The sequence below is a fragment of the Edaphobacter modestus genome (assembly GCF_004217555.1).
GTDB lineage: Bacteria > Acidobacteriota > Terriglobia > Terriglobales > Acidobacteriaceae > Edaphobacter > Edaphobacter modestus.
Genome location: NZ_SHKW01000001.1, coordinates 2,317,112 through 2,336,815, shown reverse-complemented (window position 1 = coordinate 2,336,815; position 19,704 = coordinate 2,317,112). Strand labels below are relative to the sequence as shown.

13 protein-coding genes are annotated in these 19,704 nt (G+C 58.3%); 4 read left to right on the top strand and 9 right to left on the bottom strand.

Annotated features, from left to right (window positions below; genetic code table 11):
• Position 1: 1 nt before the first annotated feature.
• On the bottom strand, positions 2-1,243 hold the full coding sequence (locus tag BDD14_RS09780) for a DnaJ C-terminal domain-containing protein (protein WP_130418641.1): 1,242 nt from the start codon (positions 1,241-1,243) through the stop codon (positions 2-4).
• 86 nt (positions 1,244-1,329) lie between these two features.
• Here BDD14_RS09780 and BDD14_RS09775 point away from each other — a divergent pair, with 86 nt between their 5' ends.
• Positions 1,330-3,030 carry a hypothetical protein gene (locus BDD14_RS09775; protein WP_130418640.1) on the top strand — a complete coding sequence of 567 codons (1,701 nt, stop codon included), beginning with the start codon at positions 1,330-1,332 and terminating at the stop codon, positions 3,028-3,030.
• 5 nt (positions 3,031-3,035) lie between these two features.
• On the opposite strand, the gene BDD14_RS09770 is transcribed toward BDD14_RS09775, so the two are convergent.
• From BDD14_RS09770 to BDD14_RS09755, 4 genes are all read right to left on the bottom strand, one after another.
• Positions 3,036-3,920 (bottom strand): Fpg/Nei family DNA glycosylase, encoded by an 885-nt coding sequence (locus BDD14_RS09770; RefSeq protein WP_130418639.1) that lies wholly within the window; start codon positions 3,918-3,920, stop codon positions 3,036-3,038.
• A gap of 124 nt (positions 3,921-4,044) precedes the next feature.
• Positions 4,045-4,215: a hypothetical protein gene (locus tag BDD14_RS09765; RefSeq protein WP_242617854.1), complete on the bottom strand. Its 171-nt coding sequence runs from the start codon at positions 4,213-4,215 to the stop codon at positions 4,045-4,047.
• Positions 4,216-4,445: 230 nt separating this feature from the next.
• Positions 4,446-6,395, bottom strand: coding sequence for a molecular chaperone DnaK (dnaK, locus tag BDD14_RS09760; protein ID WP_341273327.1), 1,950 nt, complete (start codon positions 6,393-6,395; stop codon positions 4,446-4,448).
• Positions 6,396-6,892: 497 nt separating this feature from the next.
• Complete coding sequence (locus tag BDD14_RS09755; RefSeq protein WP_130418637.1) at positions 6,893-8,770, bottom strand: sulfatase-like hydrolase/transferase; 1,878 nt, start codon at positions 8,768-8,770, stop codon at positions 6,893-6,895.
• Between the two features lie 552 nt (positions 8,771-9,322).
• Here BDD14_RS09755 and BDD14_RS09750 point away from each other — a divergent pair.
• Positions 9,323-10,909 carry a DHA2 family efflux MFS transporter permease subunit gene (locus BDD14_RS09750; protein ID WP_130418636.1) on the top strand — a complete coding sequence of 529 codons (1,587 nt, stop codon included), beginning with the start codon at positions 9,323-9,325 and terminating at the stop codon, positions 10,907-10,909.
• Between the two features lie 101 nt (positions 10,910-11,010).
• Positions 11,011-12,201, top strand: a complete 1,191-nt coding sequence (locus BDD14_RS09745; protein ID WP_130418635.1) for a glycosyltransferase — start codon at positions 11,011-11,013, stop codon at positions 12,199-12,201.
• Between the two features lie 63 nt (positions 12,202-12,264).
• Here the strand turns inward: BDD14_RS09745 and BDD14_RS09740 are convergent, their stop codons facing one another.
• Together BDD14_RS09740 and BDD14_RS09735 are read right to left on the bottom strand one after the other, a co-directional pair.
• Positions 12,265-14,217 carry an ArnT family glycosyltransferase gene (locus BDD14_RS09740; RefSeq protein WP_242617853.1) on the bottom strand — a complete coding sequence of 651 codons (1,953 nt, stop codon included), beginning with the start codon at positions 14,215-14,217 and terminating at the stop codon, positions 12,265-12,267.
• Entirely contained in the window at positions 14,214-16,112 is a 1,899-nt protein-coding gene (locus BDD14_RS09735) for an ArnT family glycosyltransferase (protein ID WP_130418634.1), read from the bottom strand. Before BDD14_RS09735 ends, BDD14_RS09740 begins: the two co-directional genes overlap by 4 nt.
• A gap of 164 nt (positions 16,113-16,276) precedes the next feature.
• Here BDD14_RS09735 and BDD14_RS09730 point away from each other — a divergent pair, with 164 nt between their 5' ends.
• A complete protein-coding gene (locus tag BDD14_RS09730; RefSeq protein WP_130418633.1) occupies positions 16,277-17,848 on the top strand; it encodes a Ppx/GppA phosphatase family protein in 1,572 nt (523 codons plus the stop codon).
• Here BDD14_RS09730 and BDD14_RS09725 read toward each other — a convergent pair.
• Both BDD14_RS09725 and BDD14_RS09720 read right to left on the bottom strand, forming a co-directional pair.
• A complete protein-coding gene (locus BDD14_RS09725; protein WP_130418632.1) occupies positions 17,800-18,336 on the bottom strand; it encodes a SixA phosphatase family protein in 537 nt (178 codons plus the stop codon). The two genes, BDD14_RS09730 and BDD14_RS09725, sit on opposite strands and share 49 nt — an antisense overlap.
• Before the next feature lie 70 nt (positions 18,337-18,406).
• Positions 18,407-19,675: a hypothetical protein gene (locus tag BDD14_RS09720; protein ID WP_207231709.1), complete on the bottom strand. Its 1,269-nt coding sequence runs from the start codon at positions 19,673-19,675 to the stop codon at positions 18,407-18,409.
• Positions 19,676-19,704: the final 29 nt, after the last annotated feature.

Genomic DNA, 19,704 nt, shown 5'->3' with positions numbered 1-19,704 from the left:
ATCAGGCTTTCGTGAAAAGCTCTTCTCGCGGGTCCTCGGGATTCAATTTGGCGAACTCGCGCAGAATCTCCTTGGAACGCTCGTCCTGGATCTTCGGAACGACGATCCTGACTTCCACGATCTGGTCTCCACGCTTGCCTTCGTGAACAGCCGACGGCACGCCTTTTTCGCGCAGGCGAAGTTTCTGGCCGTTCTGGGTACCGGGTGGAATCTTGAGTTGCGTTCTTCCTCCGCCTTCGTGGGTGTCGATAGTTGGCACATCGATCTTTGCGCCCAGCGAGGCTTCAGAGATGGTGACGGGTACCGTTACGTAGATGTCATCGCCAGTTCGGGTAAAGACGGGGTGAGTCCCCGCCTTGATGATCAGGAAGAGATCGCCTGCCGGGCCCCCATTGGTTCCAGCATTGCCCTTGCCAGCCAGGCGGATTCTCTGGCCATCGCGGGTGCCCGCTTTGATCCGGAACTCCAGCTGCTCCTTCTTAACGACCACGCCTGCGCCATCGCAGGTGGGGCAAGTGTTCTGTACCTTACCTGACCCTCCGCAGCGGGGGCATTGAATATTGAACTTCATGCGGCCGCCCATCTGCGTCACCTGGCCGGAGCCATGGCACTCGGGGCATTCCATGCTTCCGCCGGTGGTGGATTTACCCTTACAGGTGGGGCAGACCTCCTGCCTCTGGATCTCGAGCCGGGTGACGCCGCCCCGGACCGCAGTCCAGAAGTCGACGCTGACCTGATATTCAAGATCGGTGCCGGGCTGCGGTCCACGCGAGGCAGCATTGCGACCTCCAGAGAACATCTGGCTGAAGATATCGCGGAATCCACCGCCGAATCCGCCGCCAGCCGGTTCCTGATGCCCGCCACCGGAGTTGAAGTCCGAAAAGTCGAATCCTGAGAAGTCGAAGGGTACCTCCTGCGCGGATCCGCGGCCGCCATGTGCGCCCCCTCCAAATCCTCCGGGACCACCGTAGCCACCCCGTGCCGCGGCTTCAGCCGCAGCCGGATCGATGGAGTCGGAGTAGAAACCGAGCTGATCGTAGATCTTCCGCTTCTTCTCGTCGCTGAGAACGTCGTTGGCTTCGGAGATCTCCTTGAACTTCTCTTCGGCTTTTTTGTCACCGGGGTTGACGTCGGGGTGATATTTGCGCGCGGCCTTGCGAAACGCCTTGCGAATCTCATCCGCGGTCGCCGTCTTCTTTACGCCAAGAATTCCGTAGTAGTCCTTTGTCTTCGTCGTCGCCATAGTTTTCTTTACTTGATTATCTGATTTATCAGTTCGCTCTGAGCACCAAATCCACGCATCTTCGATAATCTACAAGAGAGGCCAGCATGCGCTTCGCCGAAACCGTTGTCGATCCCGTCGCCGACCGGTCGGACAGCCTGGGCAGTTCGCTTGCTCTCCGGGCTTCGAGAGTGCTCGTCGTACTGGCTCTGCTGGCCCAGATCTTCGTGGCGTGGCGCTTCTGGGCACTCACCTGGGACGATTCGGCCATTACGCTCGGCTTTTCGCGGACCTTCGCGTCTACGGGCCGCATTGAGCCAACTCCCGGCTCCGGAATCGTCGAAGGATATTCCACCACGCTGTGGATGCTGCTTATGGCCGCGGCAGCCAAAGTCATCGCCAGTCCTGCCGCATTGCTCGCGTTTGCCAAGATCTCCACCCTCCTTCTGAATCTCATCAACATCCTGCTCATCCGGCATTGGTTCGGAACCTGGACCACAGAGCCGCTCGCAAACCTCGTTGCCGGAACCGTTGGCTGCACGCTGATGTTCTACGAGACCATCAACGGCATGGAAACCCCCCTCATCCTGACGCTCGTCCTTGTGCTGCTGATTCTTTTTGCTTCCGTCAGCCGCCTCGGACGCTTCGGGTACATCTTTGCCGGGTCGGCGCTTCTTCTAACCCGCTGGGAAGCTGCGTGGCTGCTCGTCCCGTTTGTATTGGCCGAGCAAAGTCGGCGGCGTGCCGTTCTTCCCGTATTGTGCTGGACTCTTCTGTTCATCGCTTCCAACGTTGCGCGCCTGCTCTACTTTGGCGACCTTCTGCCAAACACCGTGATCGCCAAGCAGAGCTTCCCATATTCGGCGCCGAGCCTTCGGCTGGGAATCGCACGCCACCTCCTGGAACCAGTCCTCATTCTCTACTCCTGCAAGGCCCTTTTGTTGCTGCTTGCGGGATACGCCTTGTACAAGTGGGTTGTCCTCGGCGATTCGCTCGTCTCCATCCAGCGTGTGAAGCAGGCACTGCGCGAGTCGTGGCAGCTGCGGTTCACACTTCTGTTTCTCCTCTTCTCCTTCGTGTTGACCACTGCAATTGGTCCTAACTGGGGACCTGAATTTCGTTCCTTCTACAGTGCGTGGCCTTTTCTGATCGCCTTGCTTCTCCTTCCGGTTCTTCCCAATCTCCGTCCTAGCGGCCTGGCTTGGGTGACCGTTCTGCTCTGTCTAATGGCAGCTCTGCGAATGGGAGCCCGTATTCAGCCTCTGCGATCCGAGAAGGCACCGGTCTATATGCCACGCATTACGGTGGAGAGAGTCGGCGTTGCAGTACCAATTCTGACCGAGCTGCAACAGCTGACCGGTCAGCGTGTCCTCAACTACGCTGCTCCCGATATGGGTGCGGTCATGCTCTACTCAAACGACGTTCGTGTCATCGACCTAGGGCTGCTTTGCGATCGCGTACTCGCGCACGAGCGATTTGCAGCCATCCAGCCGTACGTGCTTCAAAAGAGACAGCCTGAGATTATCGAGGTGCATGAAGTGTTCACTCAGGCTACAAAGTTGGCAACCTACCCCGAATTCCTCGAACAGTACCGCCCCGTCTACATCCATGGAATACGGTTTTTTCTGCGTCGCCAATTTCTCTCAGCGATTCCTCCGTCGCGATTGATCGAAACAGTGTTCCGTCCTGACGGCTCTCCCCAGGAGTCCGAGCTGGAGGCCTTTCGACGTTCTCACGCGCCCTATCCCTACCTCCCTGTGGACTACGCGCTTAACCAGCGCTTTCGTTCCTACCTCGTGCTGCGGTAAAGCTTCTATTCCGCCTGGCACGTCGGGCACCAGAAGAGATTCCGCCCTGCGACCTCCTCCTTCTTTACGGTCGTGTCACAGACGAAGCAGGGAAGTCCGTTGCGTCGATAGACATAATGCGCCTCTTCCTTGAGCACCTTCCCACGCTTGTGGGGCCGGTCCGCCGGCTTCGTCGTTACAATCCTCCGGTCGATCATCGCTGCCGGCATCAATAGGCCCGCATCCTTCCATATCGACTGCAACGTCGTTTCCTCTACATCCCTGCCGGATCGGAATGGACTTAGCCGCGCCCGATAGAGCAGCTCGGCGCGGAAGATGTTTCCGATTCCTGCAAACAAGGTTTGGTCCATCAACAGCTCGCCAATCGACTTCCGGCTCTTGCGCACTTTGGCAATCATCTTGTCGGGGCCGTCACCGTTCAAAGGATCTGGGCCGAGGCGATTCACCAGCTCGTCCCATTTCTCCTGGGTGTAAAGGGAACAGTCCATCGGGCCGCGCAGCTCCACCCAGGCGATCTGCTCTGGATCGAGATGACCGGTGCCGTCGTCCTCGGAGTACCATGCGTGACGCTTGCTCTCACCGGGGACCGCGGGCTTCCTGATCGCGGCCGCATTCCACATCCGCAGACGAAGCGCACCCTTTACCGGCGGCAATGGTCCTGAGCCTTCCGTGAAATCGCCCTGCAGCCCAAGGTGCACATGAAGGATCCTGTCCTTACCGAAGTCATAGCCAAGATGCTTACCCACGGCTAGAACGCGCTCGAGCTTTCTGCCGTCGATTACATCTGCATCGGTGAAGCGGCCCTGGGGGCCATCCACTCGGACTGGTCTACCGGCGAAAGCCACCTGATGACGTGCGGCCCACCGGTGAATCTCATTTCCCTCCGGCATCAGCTTTTAAGCCTCCAAACCTACCTGAACGAATGAAGGCGACGGTACTGGCCCAAACCAGAGACTACCGTCGCCTGAAAACATCACAGGATTTCAGAAACCCTGTCCTAACCAGTTCGGTTGCTTAGTTCCAGACCTGTTTGGCCTCGATCGCCTCGATCGAAAACATCTGGTCCGGCTCCATCTGCTGCATCCGTCGCACAAAGTGTTCTGCCTCTTCGCGCGTATCGAACATCATGCGGTTGTAAAGTCGTCCCGCACGGACCTGATCACATCTCCACATCGTCTCGGTCATCGCCCTTCCTCCTGTCAATCGATTGAGTTCCAGGTTTTCTAACCACATCAGATCGGAGACTTCTTCTTCATTGCGGCTTCTACTGCTATTCACCTCAAACACCTTTCCTGGAAGTAAGTGGTGCATACCTACGATCCATCGGGGCCTATAAAGCAAGAGGGGCAAACCTGCCAGAGGATTGCCCCTCTTTTTGCTGCAAAACGGCTAACCACTAAAACTATCTACGACGGTTACTTCTTTTCATCGACGTCCACGTACTCGGCATCGATGACGCCTTCGTCCTTCTTCGGCTCTTCAGCGGATCCGGTCTGCGTGGCCTGCTCGGTGGGCTGAGCCGCATTCGCCTTGTACATCGCCTCCGCCAACTTATGGCTGGCAGTCGTTAGACGCTCACGAGCCGAATTAAGCTCACTTGCGCTGGGCGTCCCGGCAAGCGTTTTCTTTGCATCCTCGAGAGCCGATTCGACTTCGCTCTTGTCCGATCCGGAGACCTTGTCGCCGGCGTCCTTGATCATCTTCTCGACGTTGTAGACCATCGAGTCGAGACCGTTGCGAGCTTCGATCGTGTCGCGCTGGTCCTTGTCCTCGGCCGCGTGCGCCTCGGCGTCCTTCGCCATACGCTCGACCTCTTCCTTGCTGAGGCCCGAGGAGCTGGTGATGGTGATCTTCTGATCCTTGCCGGTGGCATTATCCTTGGCCGTTACATTTAGGATGCCGTTTGCGTCGATATCGAAGGTCACCTCGATCTGGGGTATGCCGCGCGGAGCAGGCGGAATGCCGCTCAGCTTGAACTTGCCCAGAGTCCGGTTCTGCGCCGCCATGGGACGCTCGCCCTGGAGGACGTGTACCTCAACCTCGGTCTGCGAGTCCGCAGCCGTCGAGAAGGTCTCCGTCTTCTTGGTCGGAATCGTCGTGTTGCGAGTAATCATCGGAGTCGCCACGCCACCCATGGTCTCAATCGACAGGGTCAGCGGGGTAACGTCGAGCAACAGCAGGTCCTTCACGTCTCCGGCGAGAACACCGGCCTGAACCGCCGCACCGATCGCGACGACCTCGTCAGGGTTTACACCCTTATGTGGCTCCTTGCCGAACAGCTCCTTGACCAGCTGCTGAATCTTCGGCATGCGGGTCTGTCCGCCGACGAGAACGACCTCGTCGATCTTGCTGGCGTCGACACCTGCGTCCTTCATCGCCTGCCTGCAGGGTCCGAGGGACTTCTGCAGCAGATCGTCGACCAGGCTCTCGAGTTTGGCGCGGGTCAGCTTGCGGACGAGGTGCTTCGGTCCGCTGGCATCCGCCGTGATGAACGGCAGGTTGATCTCGGTCTCCTGCGCGGTCGAAAGCTCGATCTTGGCGCGCTCGGCTCCGTCCTTCAGACGCTGCAGGGCCATCTCGTTGCCCTTCGAGGTCAGGTCGAGACCACTCTCGGTCTTGAACTCGGAGATGAGCCAGTCGACGATGCGCTGGTCGAGGTTGTCACCGCCAAGGTGAGTGTCGCCGTTAGTGGACTTCACTTCGATGACGCCCTCACCGACCTCAAGGATCGAGATATCGAAGGTACCGCCGCCGAAGTCGTACACGGCGATGGTCTCGTCCTTCTTCTTGTCGAGGCCGTAGGCGAGAGCAGCCGCAGTCGGCTCATTGACGATGCGTTTGACATCGAGACCGGCGATCTTGCCGGCGTCCTTGGTGGCCTGGCGCTGCGCGTCGTTGAAGTACGCGGGGACCGTGATGACGGCCTCGGTGACGCTCGAACCCAGGTAGTCTTCGGCGGCCTTCTTCAGCTTTTGAAGAATCATCGCCGAGACCTCGGGGGGCGTGTACTCCTTGCCCTGCGCCACCACCGCGATATGGTCGCCCTGCTTCACCACCTTGTAGGGCACCATCTTCATCTCGTCGTTCACTTCGTCGTACCGGCGCCCCATGAAACGCTTGATCGAGTAGATCGTGTTCTCAGGATTGGTGATCGCCTGACGTTTGGCTACCTGGCCCACCAGCCGTTCCCCGCTTTTGGTGAACGCGACGATGGATGGCGTAGTCCGGCCACCTTCCTCGTTCGGAATCACCTTCGGCTCGCCGCCTTCCATTACGGCAACGCACGAATTCGTGGTTCCGAGGTCAATACCTATAATCTTTCCCATCGCTAATCTCTCCCGTCGGGGCCATGGAGGGCCCTGAATCTCTTTGACTTAGTGGATGATCCCACCTTGAGTCACTTACTGTCAATCTATATGATGTAATTCCATTCACGAGGATTCATCTACCAATCAATCCTCCATGGTGAAACTATTCCGTTTATAACCCTTGCTAAATGAAGGGTTTGTCAACATGACTGGCGGGTTGGGATATGTGTATTGAGCCCCTGGATTCTAGGGATGGCTAACCCTTTCCTATTGGATGCAGGCGGCTATATGGAAAAGAAGTGCGGGAATTGGTTTCGCTGATCATTTTCCATGTTGAACCGCTGGACGGGGACCAGTTACACCCAGGTGCCTAGCAGGTTCGGTCTGTCCTGCCAAGGCGCGAGCCGTTGTCCGATGCGGTCTGTCGGCCTGCACTTACTTTGATCGACTCCGGGAGTCATTTTTTTAGTCGCTGGCGACTACGACGCGAAGGATGAAACTGAAGGGAGTACAGTCGCGAGGCTGTGTACCCCCTTCAGGGGTGAGGCCGTAGCCTAGAACGGTCCTCCATAACCGAGTTGGGTCCGAAGCCCGTCTCCTTCCCATACACTCTCCGGCAGATTTTTCATCAGATCGCGGAATGCTATGTGGGCGATCTTCGATTTTTCTTGCTCCGCTGCCAGGCTTCCGGGAAGGATTTGCTGCAATTCATTGGGAATGAGATTTTGCGTCAGCTCGTTGTAGCCCCCTTCGGCGCGATTGTCATTGGGCTTGTTGTCCAATTCCAGTCTGCCAGCCTTGGTCGAGTAATCGTAGAACTCCAATTGCACCGTGCTGGGGTCGATGGTGGTCGTCAGCGGCCTCCAATTCGCATAGACTCCCAGCTTGGTGTCGTCGGTTCGCAGGCCCAGCACATTCGTTGGGGAGTTGTTGAAGTTGAAGAAATCGGGGGCGATTTCGTCGGTAGCGAACAGATGATAAGGCCGCCCGGGTGCCCATCGGGATTTCAGCATGGAGTACATATCGTGCCGTTGGCCATAGATCTGCGCGTAGTTGTTTGAGTTCAGCCAGTCTGTGCTTCCCTTGTTCCCCAGGGTGACGAGCATCTTCAGCAGATCTACCGAGGAACAAAGACCCGTCCGGATGGTGTTCGTGTCGCCGGTGAAGCGGCCACTGGGATCCATCACGATCAGTGGAATGTGTATGCATTCTTCGTAGACCGTGGCCAGCTTGCCCTGGAGGATACCGTGAGCGCCGGCGTATTCGCCGTGGTCCGAAGCGAAGACGATGATCGTGTTGTCGATCACGCTTTGGGGGAGGCTGTTCAGCTGATCGACGACGGCTCCGATCTGATCGTCGACGACTTTGATGATTTGGGCATAACTATCCAGGCCGCGTTTCCAATAGCGGAATGGGGCTTTGGCGACGCCCATGCCCAGGTCTCCATTGCCATAGGGTCTTACTCTGAAGCCGAATTGAAGCGGGTCGTTTGTGACGCCACCCCAGACGAGCGCTGAGAATTCGCGGATGAAGGTCTGGCTCGTAGGCTTATTGCGAAGCTTCCACAACTCCGGCGTCTCCCAGTTCGGCGGCAAAAGGGGAAAGCCGTAGTCGGGTGGAGACTTGAGTTTGTTCTCCGTCCAGGGAACACGGGGGCCGCTGGTGGAGTAGTCGATGTTCTGTTTCAGTTTGCGTGGGTTGATTATCTTGCTGTTGAAGACATCGGTTACGGTCTGGAACTCGGTTCCTGCGGGGAAGAACTCTCTGTCGTGAGGATTGACGAATCCCACCGTGAGACACCAGGGGGCGGCGTTTGGCTGGACGGTCTTCAGGTAGTCGATGGCCTGATTCGCTGTGTAGGCATCGTTGTGGTACGGAGGATCCGCGCTCTCATCTCCATAGGTTCCTTGGAGGTTGCTTCCGGTCGGATCGGGATACGTATCGTACTGGAACCCGTAACTATTCAGGTTGTCGGATGGATCCGGTATGGAGACGTGCCACTTCCCGCGATAGGGTGTCTGATAACCTGCCTGCTGAAGCAGCTTTCCGTAAGTCGGAAACGCGGGATTCAGTACCGGGACATTGGGCGTATCGAGGATCGTGGTCAGAAGCCAGCTTTGTTGTGAATAGAGGCCGGAGATGATGGTGCCTCGGGCGGGCGTGCAGGCATTGGAGGATGTATGGTAGTTGCCGAACCTCACTCCTTTTTTCCAGATGTTTTTATAAAGGTTCGGCATGAAGCGCCTGAAGAATCCGTCTGCATCATTGATGCCATGGGGGAAGACAGAGGGATAACGCAGCTCATCGACAAGAATGAAAAGAATATTTGGTTTAGGCCCCGGCTCGACCACGTTTTCAGCGAGGCCAAGGCGGGAAGCTACGCCGGCACCATAGAGTGCGGCAGTGGACTTCAGGAAATCTCTGCGCTTCATCTTTGTTCTCCATTCGGTTGAAATGCGTCGCTCTTCCGGAGGCCTCACAGAGGCCGGAGACATCCATGTCAACTTCACCTTGTGGAGCACCTGCATGCGGGAGAGACGCGCTACCAGGCTGCAGAAGCATCCACTGAGTGCTGGCGGGCCCGAGGCTATATGGATGCCTCGATGCGCGGACGCCATCGTAGGCACCTATAAGAAAGCTTCAAGAAGCTGAGTCAGCTATGGACGGGACCCGTAGACAATGCGAAAAGAGCCCAAGGCCAATAGAGAGGAAGGAGACCAAAAAACGGGGAGTTGCAACCGCGATGGATTCGCGACAATTCATCGCATAGTATGCTCCGCATCAGATCCAGTCAATGCCCGGCATGCTCAGTGCGAAGTGTTTGATGAAAGTTTTGAGTGCTGCTGAGATTCTGTGTCTCCGGCCTGCTCGATCTACCCACGACGATCGATTGTGCGTCTTATCTTAAGCCTGGGGATTACGACCCTTCAATATAGGTTGAATAAGAAAAACCATTCGTCATTTCGCGCCAACGGGAAGGCTTGATGTCCAGTACTTCGACCGTACCAGCCGATCACTCTGGAGAGGTTACGCAGGGGGTTAATCCGTGGCTCATTGCCGCTTCGGTGATGCTCGCCACCTTCATGGAGGTGCTCGACACCGCCATTGCCTCGGTGGCTCTGCCTTACATCGCGGGGTCCTTGTCAGCGTCCAATGACCAGGCGACCTGGGTACTCACCAGCTATCTGGTCTCCAACGCGATTGTGCTGCCGGCGAGCAACTGGTGTTCGCTGCGGTTCGGGCGGAAGAAGTTCCTGATCACCTGCGTCATTGTTTTTACGATCGCCAGCTTCGCCTGCGGAGCGGCTCCCAGTCTCGGGCTGATGTTGGTGGCCCGTATCGTACAGGGGGCGGGCGGAGGCGCACTGCAGCCTCTTTCGCAAGCGATTCTATTTGAGTCATTTCCGCCGGCGAAGCGAGGAGCTGCTGCGGCGGTCTTCGCCTTCGGTGTGGTCGTGGCTCCCGTTCTGGGGCCGACTCTGGGAGGCTGGCTCACCGACACCTATTCATGGCGTTACGCTTTTTACATCAATATCCCGGTCGGCATCCTGGCGGTTTTCATGATCAGCCGGTTCGTCCATGATCCGCCCTATATCAAGAATGCCAGGGTTCCGCCCTTTGACAATCTTGGGTTTGGATTGCTGGTGGTCTGGACCGGCTGTCTGCAGGTGATCCTGGACAAGGGGCAGGAGGATGACTGGTTCGGCGCAACCTGGATCCGCTGGGCATTCCTTTTCATGATTACGGCGTTTCTGTGGTGGGTGTGGATCTCCTGGAAGAAGAAGGATCCGCTTGTGAACCTGAAGGTCATGAAAGACAGGAACTTCGCAATCGGCTGCCTTCTGATCTTCCTCTTCGGAGTCGCGATTTACTCCACCGTCACGGTACTTCCGCTCTTCTTCCAGGAGCTGCTGGGCTATACGGCATTTACAGCCGGAATTGTGGTCGCCCCGCGCGGGTTGGGGGCGATCTGCGGAATGCCTGTGATCGGCTATCTTTCCAACAAGGTCGATCCGCGGTATCTGCTGACCTTCGGGTTCATCATCTTCGGATTTACTACTCTCTATTTCGGCAATGTCACGCTGGACATATCGCCGACGACGCTTCTGATTCCCATCCTGATTACCGGTTTTGGGTTGAGCTTTGTCTTCGTGCCGATTACGACCGCCGCATACGGTACGCTTCCTAACGAACAGATCGGCAATGCCAGCGGCCTGTTCAACCTGATGCGCAACGTGGGAGGATCGATCGGCATCTCGGTGGCGCAGACGCTGCTGACGCGCCGTTCGGCTGTGCATCAGAACCTGATCCTCAACTCGGTCCCGATTACCGGGCAGCAGTTCCAGAATTCAGTTCAGCACACGACCGCTTTTCTCTCCGGCTACTTCGGCCCGGCAAACGCGGCGGCACCTGCGCAAGCCACCCTCTATCGCGAGTTGCTGCGCCAGGCCTCCACCTGGGCTTTTGTTGATGTCTTTAGGTGGCTTTCGCTGCTAAGCTTTGGTTGTGTGGCTGCTGTCTGGATGCTGAAAAAAGTGAGGCCGGGTAAGGGCCCGGTCGGAGCCCACTAGGCATCTGAAAGCTTGTTGCACGAAGAGTATTTGCCGGATCCTCCCTACCGGCTGCGATAAACTCGAAGTTTGCGAGCAGGTTGCAGATCTGCAGGTACGGGATGAATTTGTTGGTACAGCTTTTGTTTTGGATCGCGGCGGTCGGCTCGCTGACGTCGACGATCTACTGCATGATGGTCATCGTGGCAGCGATTCGTTTTGGTTTGCGAAGACGACGCGAAGACCGTGCCGCCAGTGTGTCCAGCTTCCTGCCTCCCGTAAGCGTCCTGAAGCCGCTCCATGGCACCGAGGAAGGTCTTCAACGTAATCTCGAAACCTTCTTTGAACAGGACTATCCCGAGTTTGAGTTGTTGTTCTGCGCGCGGCACGACAGCGATGCAGGTCTGCAGCTCGCGCAGGAGATCGGTAAGAGATATCCGCATGTTAGTGCCAAGTACATGACGTGCGGCGAGCCGCCGCCCCGGTTTCATAACGCAAAGGTCTTCTCCCTGGCAAAGATGGACTCGGCGGCGAGCTACGATCTTTACGTCACCAGCGATGCCGATGCCCGGGTAGCGCCGGACTATCTGCGAAAGATGGTGCAGAACCTGAAGGATCCAAAGGTGGGGTTGGCTTCGAGCATCTATCTCGGAACCTTGCATCGCGGGGCTGAAGCACGGTTTTCGTCGCAGCTGGACGCGGTAGGCAAGAGCGTGGAGATGAGCTCGGGCGTGATGGTAGCGGATATGCTCGAGGGCACGAAGTTCGCTCTCGGAGTCACGATGGCGGTAAGAAAGAGGTCTTTTGCGGAGGCGGGAGGCTTTGAGGAGCTGGGGCAGTTCTATGCCGACGATTTCGTGCTGGGGAACCGTCTGGCGACGCGTGGAGTGGGTGTGCTGCTGGCGACTCATGTGATCCGGCTGCTGGTGGAGGATACTCCGTTCTGGGTGTCGTTCCGAAATCAGCTCCGCTGGATGCAGAGTACCCGGCGCTCGCGGCCATGGGGACATCTCGGCAGCGGACTTACCTTCGCCATGCCCTTTGGCTTGCTTGGCCTGTCGTGGGGCCTGCTGAGTGGGCACGTTGCGCTCGGAGTTCTATGGCTGGGCGCCATGGTGATGAATCGCTGGGTGCAGGCCGGAGCGGTGCTCCAGGTGATGGGCGACTCCGGGTGGATTCGTGGAATGTTGATCTATCCCCTGCGTGACCTGCTCGGAAGCCTGCTTTGGCTTGGAAGCTACGGCGGGGATCGTTTCTACTATCGTGGCCAGACCTACCGGCTGCGCGAGGGCGGGCGGGTAGAAGCCCCGTAAGACCGCTCTTGCTGCTCCATGCCCCACGTCGCTTTCGACACCAGGAACGTCTCGGTTCAGCCATTAGCGATTGGTCAGGACCGTCTTGCCTCCAGCGGAGTCAAGGACCCGCACCGGACCGAAGGGTGTGAGATCGCGCGTGCGTGCTGAGGGGGTGTACGTGAACAGGAAGATGCGACCGGGGCCCGACCAGAGGCGGCGGAGCGTCTTTTCGGTCTCGAAGATATGTGGGGAGTCCGGCCAGAAAGCACCGTACCAGAGACCGTTGACGTTTCCGTTGATGAGGTGAAGCTGTTGATGGGTGTAGAAGATCAGCGAAGAACCTGAGGTAAGTTCGCCGTCGAGAATGATCTGGTCTGTTGGCTGAGGAGCAGCTTGATTGATGGCGAGCGCGAGGTCTTTCGAGCCAAGGATGGGATAGAAGCGGGCAAGCCCCTCGTGGGCCGCCAGCAGAGTAACGCTCATCCCGGCGGCAAGCATCAGATTCGCGGCATAAAGAAGACCGCGACGGCGGAGCAGATAGCTCCCGGCGCCGATGGTGAGCATGCTGAGCGCGACGGCTGCCAAAGGTCCTCGAAACAATCCCATCGCCGCTCCCGTGAGATCGAAGATGTGGCCAAGGGAGAGGTTGTAAAACTGAGGATTGGCGGCCAGCAGCGAGGCGATGTCGGTCCCCGGCGCCGGGTGCGGGGCTGTAACAGCGAAGTAGCCGCACACCACGCTGATGATCGTCGTCAGGGGGACGAGGAAAAAGAGCGTCCATCGAAGCGCACTTGAGCGAGCGGAGACATTCTCGGAACTGCTGCCGCGGTCGGCCCGCGTGAGCAGGCCAGCGGCCATCAGTGCCAGGGCCGGAAGCGCGGGCAGGTTGTAGTACTCCTGCCGACTGGAAAGGGTGAAGAACCCCAGCACAAGGGCTGCCCATAAAAGCAGCGAGAGAGCGGCTTCGTGGCGGCGAGCGGCGACCATCGCACCGGATCGAAGATCGCGAATGTGCCTGATGATTGCAGGGACGAGGAATGCGGTCCAGGGCATGATCCACAGGGCGCTCAGAAGCCAGAAGAGTGGAATCGGGACCTGCCCGTAATCGTGCGGGATTCTCCGTCCCAGGAAGCGTGCAATGTGTTCGTTGTACAGATAAAACCAGGCCCAGCCGCCGTGTGATGGAAGTCCGAGGCCGGACGGCAGAGGGATGGAAGGTGTTCGTAGCGCTGCAAGAACATGCCACGGCGCGGCAATCAACAGAAAGATCGTGGTTCCGATCACGGGATTCAAGCGGGCCAGGAGGCGAAGCTCACCCGTCAGCGCCAGGAAAGCGAGGACGAACCCAAGAGGAAAGATCAGGCCGATGAGCCCTTTTGTGAGAACGTTGAGCGCCATCACTGCGGCAAAGGTCACACAGGGCAACAGGGCAGAGCGATTTTGATGGACTCGATCCCGGGCAATCAGGAAGAGGTGGACTCCCAGAGTCATCCAGAGTGCGAGCAGGATATCCGGGATGTAGAAACGGGTGTAGAGATAGGGTCCAATGCTGGTGGCCAGAGCAAGGGCGGCATAGAAGCCTCCGCGATCCGGGGAGCGATCTGGAGAAAGAGTGCGAAAGAACCGAATGCCAAGAGCGTAGACCGCTAAGAAGAGAGCGAGTACTCCAAGCGCTAAAGGTAGCCTGGCAGCCCAGTCATGAGGACCGAAGACGCGCATGGAGGCGGCTGCCATCCAGTACATCAATGGAGGTTTGTCGAAGAAGCGCACTCCGTTGATATAGGGAATGACATAGTCGTGTCGCGCGAGCATCTCACGCGCGATCTCGGTGTAAATGGAGTCAACATCGTCGAGCAGGCCCGGAGTAAATAGGCCGCCAATCTGAAGAATGCACCAGACCAGGACGATGATCGCGATCGAGGCTGGACTCCAGGATCTTCTGGCTGGAGCCTTACTTTCGATAGGCGCAGAGGCAGGCCGAATCGCAGCCGGAACACCGGACGGGGCAACGACGAATTGCGCGCTTGCGTTCAAGGACGGTCCAATGGGCGGTCTGTGAAAAGTGCCTTGCCGGAGGTCTCTGCGAGCGGGATCTTCTTGTTGCCGAGAAGGCGGTCGACCTCGTCTCGCTTTTCGAGCGGGACGAAGAGAATCTTGCGCTGTCCTGTGCCCCAATCCTTAAGAAGCTCGTCGTGGGTGAGAAAGATGTGCGGGGCATCGGGGAAGGTGGAGCCGAAGAGCATCGACGTGGAACGTCCATCCACCAGAGGAACGACTTTGCCGAGATAGAAAGGAATCGAAGAACCGTAGGCCTGGTCGCCGAAGATCAGAACTTCGCTGTCGCGCGACACGAGGTGATCGTCTTCGAGTTTCAGAATCCTCTGTGCGAGATCGGCGGACGAAAGCATCGGCGCAAACCGGACCAGCGCGATGTGAGCAGCAACGAGAAAGACCGTCGAGGCAAGCGCGATCGTCGTAGTCGATGCAAGATGACGTCGTCGGGTGCGGAGCCACCATGCGACGGCAGGACCTATGGCGAAGGCAACAGCCGCAAGCGCAGCGGGAAGCCGCAGAGCAGCGAAGCTGGAGTCCGTAAGATCGAAAAAGTGCGACATCGAAAGCGTATAGTCGCCCACTCCTCGATGCGCAAGCAGTCCGCCGATGTCGTGATTGAATGGCAGTTTGCGAGAGCTCCAGAGGCCGAACGCAAGTGCAGCGGCTGCAGCGACTCCGATACCCGTGTAGATGGCATGCGCTGCGACAATCCATCGCCGCAGGATGGCATCGTCGTTGTACAGCCGCTCCGCTTGAACCAGTGCCGCCGTCAAAAGGGTCAGCAGCGCAAGATATGCGGGAAAGGTGTAGTACTCCTGGTTGGTCGAGAGAGAGAAGAAGACGAGAACGAGAGCCGCATACGCAGAGAGGAGCAGGGTGGTCTTCGCCGGAAAGCTGCTGCCCTCCACGGATTGCTGCCGATTGCGCAATCTCCAGCCCTGGATCACCGCTACAGGAGCAAAGAGACTCCAGGGAAAGAGCCACACCAGATGAAGGCTCCAGTACAGGTAGCCCGGAAGTTTGTTGTAGTCCCTGGGGTAGCGCTTGCCGAGAAAACGCAGAAAGTGTTCGTTGACGAAATAAAACCAGAAGAATCCATGGCCATTCATCCCCCCTGTGTTTCGCAGACTGGCAAGAATGTGCCACGGTGCGGCGATGGCGAAGAAAAGAAAGAAGCCGGTAACAGGTTTGAGTTTGCCGAGATTGCGCCATTCCCCGGTAAGCGCCAGATAGATCGTGGCTGCTCCGAAGAAGAAGACGAGAGCGACGAGACCTTTGGTGAGAACGGCAAGGGCAAGAGCCGCCCAGATGGCGTAGGCGTACCGGCCAGATAGAATCGTCGCCGGGTCGAGCGCCCGCAGAAGGCAGTAGAGGGCTGTCGAGAGGAAGAGCGACAGCAGCACCTCGGGGATGTAGATGCGGGTAAAGAGAAACACTCCGGCGGCGGTGAGCACGGCGAGGCCGGTATAGAATCCGGCGCGGTCCCCGTAGGCGCGGCGGCTCCAGTGGTAGCCCAGTAGCGCAAGCAGCAGCACGCCGATGGCTTCGGGAAGATGGGCCGCGAAGGTATTGAAGCCGAAGAGGCGGAAGCTGATCGCGTCGAGCCAGTAGGGAAGCGCGGCCTTCTCAAGGTAGCGTATTCCATTGACCTTGAGGGTCACCATGTCGCCGGTGAGAGCCATGTTGCGCGCCGCATTGGCGTGAGTGGCATCCGCGTCATCCAAGAGAGGGGGAGCAAACAAGGAAGTAAAAAAGATGACAAGCCAGAGGGAGAGAAGCGTCGCCAGCGCGGTGGCCCGGCGGGGTCCGGAAGAAAGCTCGGGCGGAGAGAATGGAGTGGAGACCAGCGGCGCGGAAAGGGTTGGTGTGGTCATGGGTGAGGGTGCTTCCTCTAGGATAAATGGCCCACCCAAAAACCTGCATCTAAAGCCACTTCGCAGAAGCTGGGCGAATACTGGCTAGTCCCGATGTGATCGGGGATTCAGAGATGTATCTTGCTTGTGGTGGGTGATTTCCTGGGTTCTGAAGGTGAGGTGTGATGCCGACGTTTGCTGCGATTGATATTGGGTCCAATTCCTGTCGGTTGAAGATCGCCGAAGTGCAGATGCATAGGCTGAAGACGCTGCACGAGGACCGGGAGGTGACGCGTCTGGGCGAGAGCGTCTTCCAGACCGGAGCGATCTCTCCGGAGGCGATGGCAGCGACGATCCGTGCACTGAAGCGGTTTCACAAGGCCGTGCAGCTCCATGTAACGGATACAGTGCGGGTTGTGGCCACCAGTGCCATGCGGGACGCCCGCAATGCCGAGGCGTTCACCGAGTGGGTACGGTCCGCGACCGGGTGGCGGGTCGAGGTGATCTCGGGCCTTGAAGAGGGAAGACTGATTCAACTGGGTGTGGTGACGCACGAGGTGGGAGCGCGAGGACGCTGCGTGCTGATCGATCTCGGTGGCGGAAGCTGCGAGGTGACTATCTCGGATGGAGGGCGCATTAAGGCGATGGCCAGCCTGCCTCTGGGGGCGGTCCGGCTGCAGCAGGAGTTCCTCCCCACCGACCCCCCGGCAAAAGAAGACGTCGTACGGCTGAAGCAATACATCGATCGCGAATTGAAGAAGGCTGCGAGAAAGATCGGAATGCCGCGGGTGGGCCTCGTCATTGCGACCTCGGGAACGGCGGCGGCACTGGCCGAGGCTAGCGGCTATGCACGCAAGAAGGCCGATGCCAAGACCAGGAAAAAGTCACTGGCGAAGCGGCGAGTGGAACACGTGGGAGCGATGACGGCCGAGGTTCACGAGGTGCGTGCGCTTGCTGACCGCATGGTGAAGATGCGCGATGAGCAGCGGGCGGCAGTGCCTGGCATCGGGCCGCGGCGCTCGGAGATTATCGTTGGCGGCGCTCTGGTCTATGCGAATCTGATGGAGCGATTCGGTTTGAAGTCCTTTCGCTACTCCGCCCTGGGGCTGCGGGATGGAATCCTGGCCCAGATGCTTGGAGATGTAGACCTGCGCGCATCCGTGCATCAGAAGATCGAGAGCGAACGCTGGGCTGGGGTTCTGGAGGTATGCCGGCGCTACGGCATCGAGCAGAGACAGGTCGAGCCGGTAAGACAGCATGTCGTCGAGCTGTTCAATGCGCTGACCCGTGTCCATGAACTCCCCGAAGAGTACCGGCTCTGGCTGGAGTCCGCCGCCATGATGCAGGAGGTGGGCAAGTTCATGAACCACCAGGGACACCATCGGCATACCCAGTACATCATCGCCAACTCGGAGATCTTCGGTTTCTCTCCCGAGCAAAGAGCGATCGTAAGTGCATTGGCTCGATATCTGGGAAAGACCTCGCCGGATGCGATGGATCGCGTGATGCGCACTCTTCCGCTCGAGGAGCATACCAACGTCGTACGCGCAATCGTGTTGCTGCGGCTGGCGGTAGCGCTTAATCAGGATCGGGCGAGCGCAGTGGTTCGTATCCGCGTGCATGTTTATCCGAAGCGGATTGTGCTGGAGCTGGTTCCTGGCCGAGGTGGAGCGGAGCTTGAAGCCTGGTCCGTGAAGAAAGAGGCGGGTTACTTCCGCGAGGTCTTCCGGCGCGAGCTCTTCGTCGAAGTGGTGTAGAGGGCACGAACGGGTCGCGGATCGAGCAGCCACTGTAGTATGGCCGGGCCCCGATCCAGCGAGACGCGCGCGATCGATCCTTTGCGGAGCCGGATCTGAGGGAGCATGGTCGTGTCGGGAGAGACGAGCATGCCGGAGAGAAACTGGCTGATGTTGGGGTTATGCCCGACAACCAGCAGATTCTCATATCCGCGACACTCGGAGAGCAATCGCTGAAAATCCTGGAAGGTAGCTCCGGGAGACAGCCCGTTCGAGATCAGAATCTGGGACTCGTAACCCGTTTCGGTTCCAACCAGCGACGCTGTCTGAACGCTTCTCTTCAAGGGGCTGGAGACGATGAGGTCGAACTGGAGCTTCAACTCATTTAGTACCTGTGCTAGGTGCAGGCAGTAACGCTTGCCATCCTTATCGAGAGGACGGTTGCGATCGAGAACGGGATTAGGGCGCCGCTCGCCTGCTGACGCGTGCCGAAGGATGTAGAGGTTCATAATCTCCCCAGATTCTAGAACAGTCCTGGTTACCCCGTTGGGTGTGGAAGAGCCCTGCGCAGGAACCAGGTCATTCATGAGGGGGCTTCCCGGAGGGTGCTCCCGGGACGTCCGGAGACGGTTCATCGCGGTGATCACGAGATTTGCCTGGTTCGTGGTGGAAGACGCCGGGGTCCGGCTCGTCGAGTGAAGGTGAAGCGGGCTCCGGGTTAGGGATGGGATCGGCTGGAGTGAGGAGCTCAGCGAGGGGTGGAGAGGAGAGAGGATCATCGGGTGAAAACGGCGCCGGATAGACCGAAACCAGCGGATCCGAGTTATAGATCATCTCGACGTGATGGGGACGATCAGGGTTGGCGGCCGCCGCTGGCGGAGTTACGGCTGCAACTTTGGGTGCCGAACGGGTGTAGGGATAACCCTCGGGCTCCAGGACAGGGCTGTCCTCAGGCATGATCGGATTTTGGAGAACGAGGGAGGCTTCGACGCCGCGTTGCCAGAAACGGGTGAATAGCATCGCGAAGAGACCGAGCTGCGCCACGAGAAACATGGGCCACACCTGCGATTGGGCAAGCATGTGTATCGCGGTTCGCGTGGCGAAGAAGCTAAACGCGGCTCCAAGAAGTGCCAGCAGCAGAAAGATGATCCAGGTACGAACAAGATGCGTTCGCAGCAGGCGAAACGCCGGGCGGAAGGTACGGCGAACACGGCGGTCCGGGCGGCCGGAGAGTCGTTGGTGAGTTCCAAGCTGGACTGTGTAGACCTCGACCAGGTCGAAGTAAAGGCGCAGCAGCGACGCCACAAGAAGGACGATAAGAAGACCGCCAAGAGTGAGAAACAGTGAGGTCCTTCCGACGAAGCGATCGTCGACGAAGGCAGCCCATCGTCTCTGTAGAGCGAACAGCGGCCCGAGGATCACCAGTGCGGCGATGAGCGCGACAACGGTGATACGAACAAAACGCCAGAAGTGCAGCATGCCTTGACGGAGAAGGTTGCTGATCCCTGCAGGTGTGCGAGTCACGTAACTGAAGAGTGTTCCTGGAACGAGAAAAAAATACAGCAGAAGATACGCCACAAGCGAACCGTTACTGGTCATGGCAATTGCATTTCCCGTGTGATCTCCATGGAGTCGCGTTGCGGCGGTGACGAGGACGGAGACATCGAAACCGGACGAGAGCCGCTGCGAAGCCAGGGAATCGTCGAGCAGCTTCGAGAGCTGGGTGTACAGCGGAAAACAGAATGCAACCGCCAGGCCGAGATTGAAGACATACGTCCACAGAAAGGCCGGGAAACGGCGGAGCGCAATGCCGAGACCATGAAAGAAGATGTTGCGGGTTCGGGGCATGAAGGTGGCCTTTCGGGAAGAGGAACTTG

Coding starts and splice junctions, on each gene's coding strand:
- BDD14_RS09725 (WP_130418632.1), bottom strand. CDS start 18,336: ATGAACCTCTACATCCTTCGGCACGCGTCAGCAGGCGAGCGGCGCCCT.
- BDD14_RS09780 (WP_130418641.1), bottom strand. CDS start 1,243: ATGGCGACGACGAAGACAAAGGACTACTACGGAATTCTTGGCGTAAAG.
- BDD14_RS09750 (WP_130418636.1), top strand. CDS start 9,323: ATGTCCAGTACTTCGACCGTACCAGCCGATCACTCTGGAGAGGTTACG.
- BDD14_RS09745 (WP_130418635.1), top strand. CDS start 11,011: ATGAATTTGTTGGTACAGCTTTTGTTTTGGATCGCGGCGGTCGGCTCG.
- BDD14_RS09770 (WP_130418639.1), bottom strand. CDS start 3,920: ATGCCGGAGGGAAATGAGATTCACCGGTGGGCCGCACGTCATCAGGTG.
- BDD14_RS09720 (WP_207231709.1), bottom strand. CDS start 19,675: ATGCCCCGAACCCGCAACATCTTCTTTCATGGTCTCGGCATTGCGCTC.
- BDD14_RS09730 (WP_130418633.1), top strand. CDS start 16,277: ATGCCGACGTTTGCTGCGATTGATATTGGGTCCAATTCCTGTCGGTTG.
- BDD14_RS09775 (WP_130418640.1), top strand. CDS start 1,330: ATGCGCTTCGCCGAAACCGTTGTCGATCCCGTCGCCGACCGGTCGGAC.
- BDD14_RS09755 (WP_130418637.1), bottom strand. CDS start 8,770: ATGAAGCGCAGAGATTTCCTGAAGTCCACTGCCGCACTCTATGGTGCC.
- BDD14_RS09765 (WP_242617854.1), bottom strand. CDS start 4,215: ATGACCGAGACGATGTGGAGATGTGATCAGGTCCGTGCGGGACGACTT.
- BDD14_RS09735 (WP_130418634.1), bottom strand. CDS start 16,112: ATGACCACACCAACCCTTTCCGCGCCGCTGGTCTCCACTCCATTCTCT.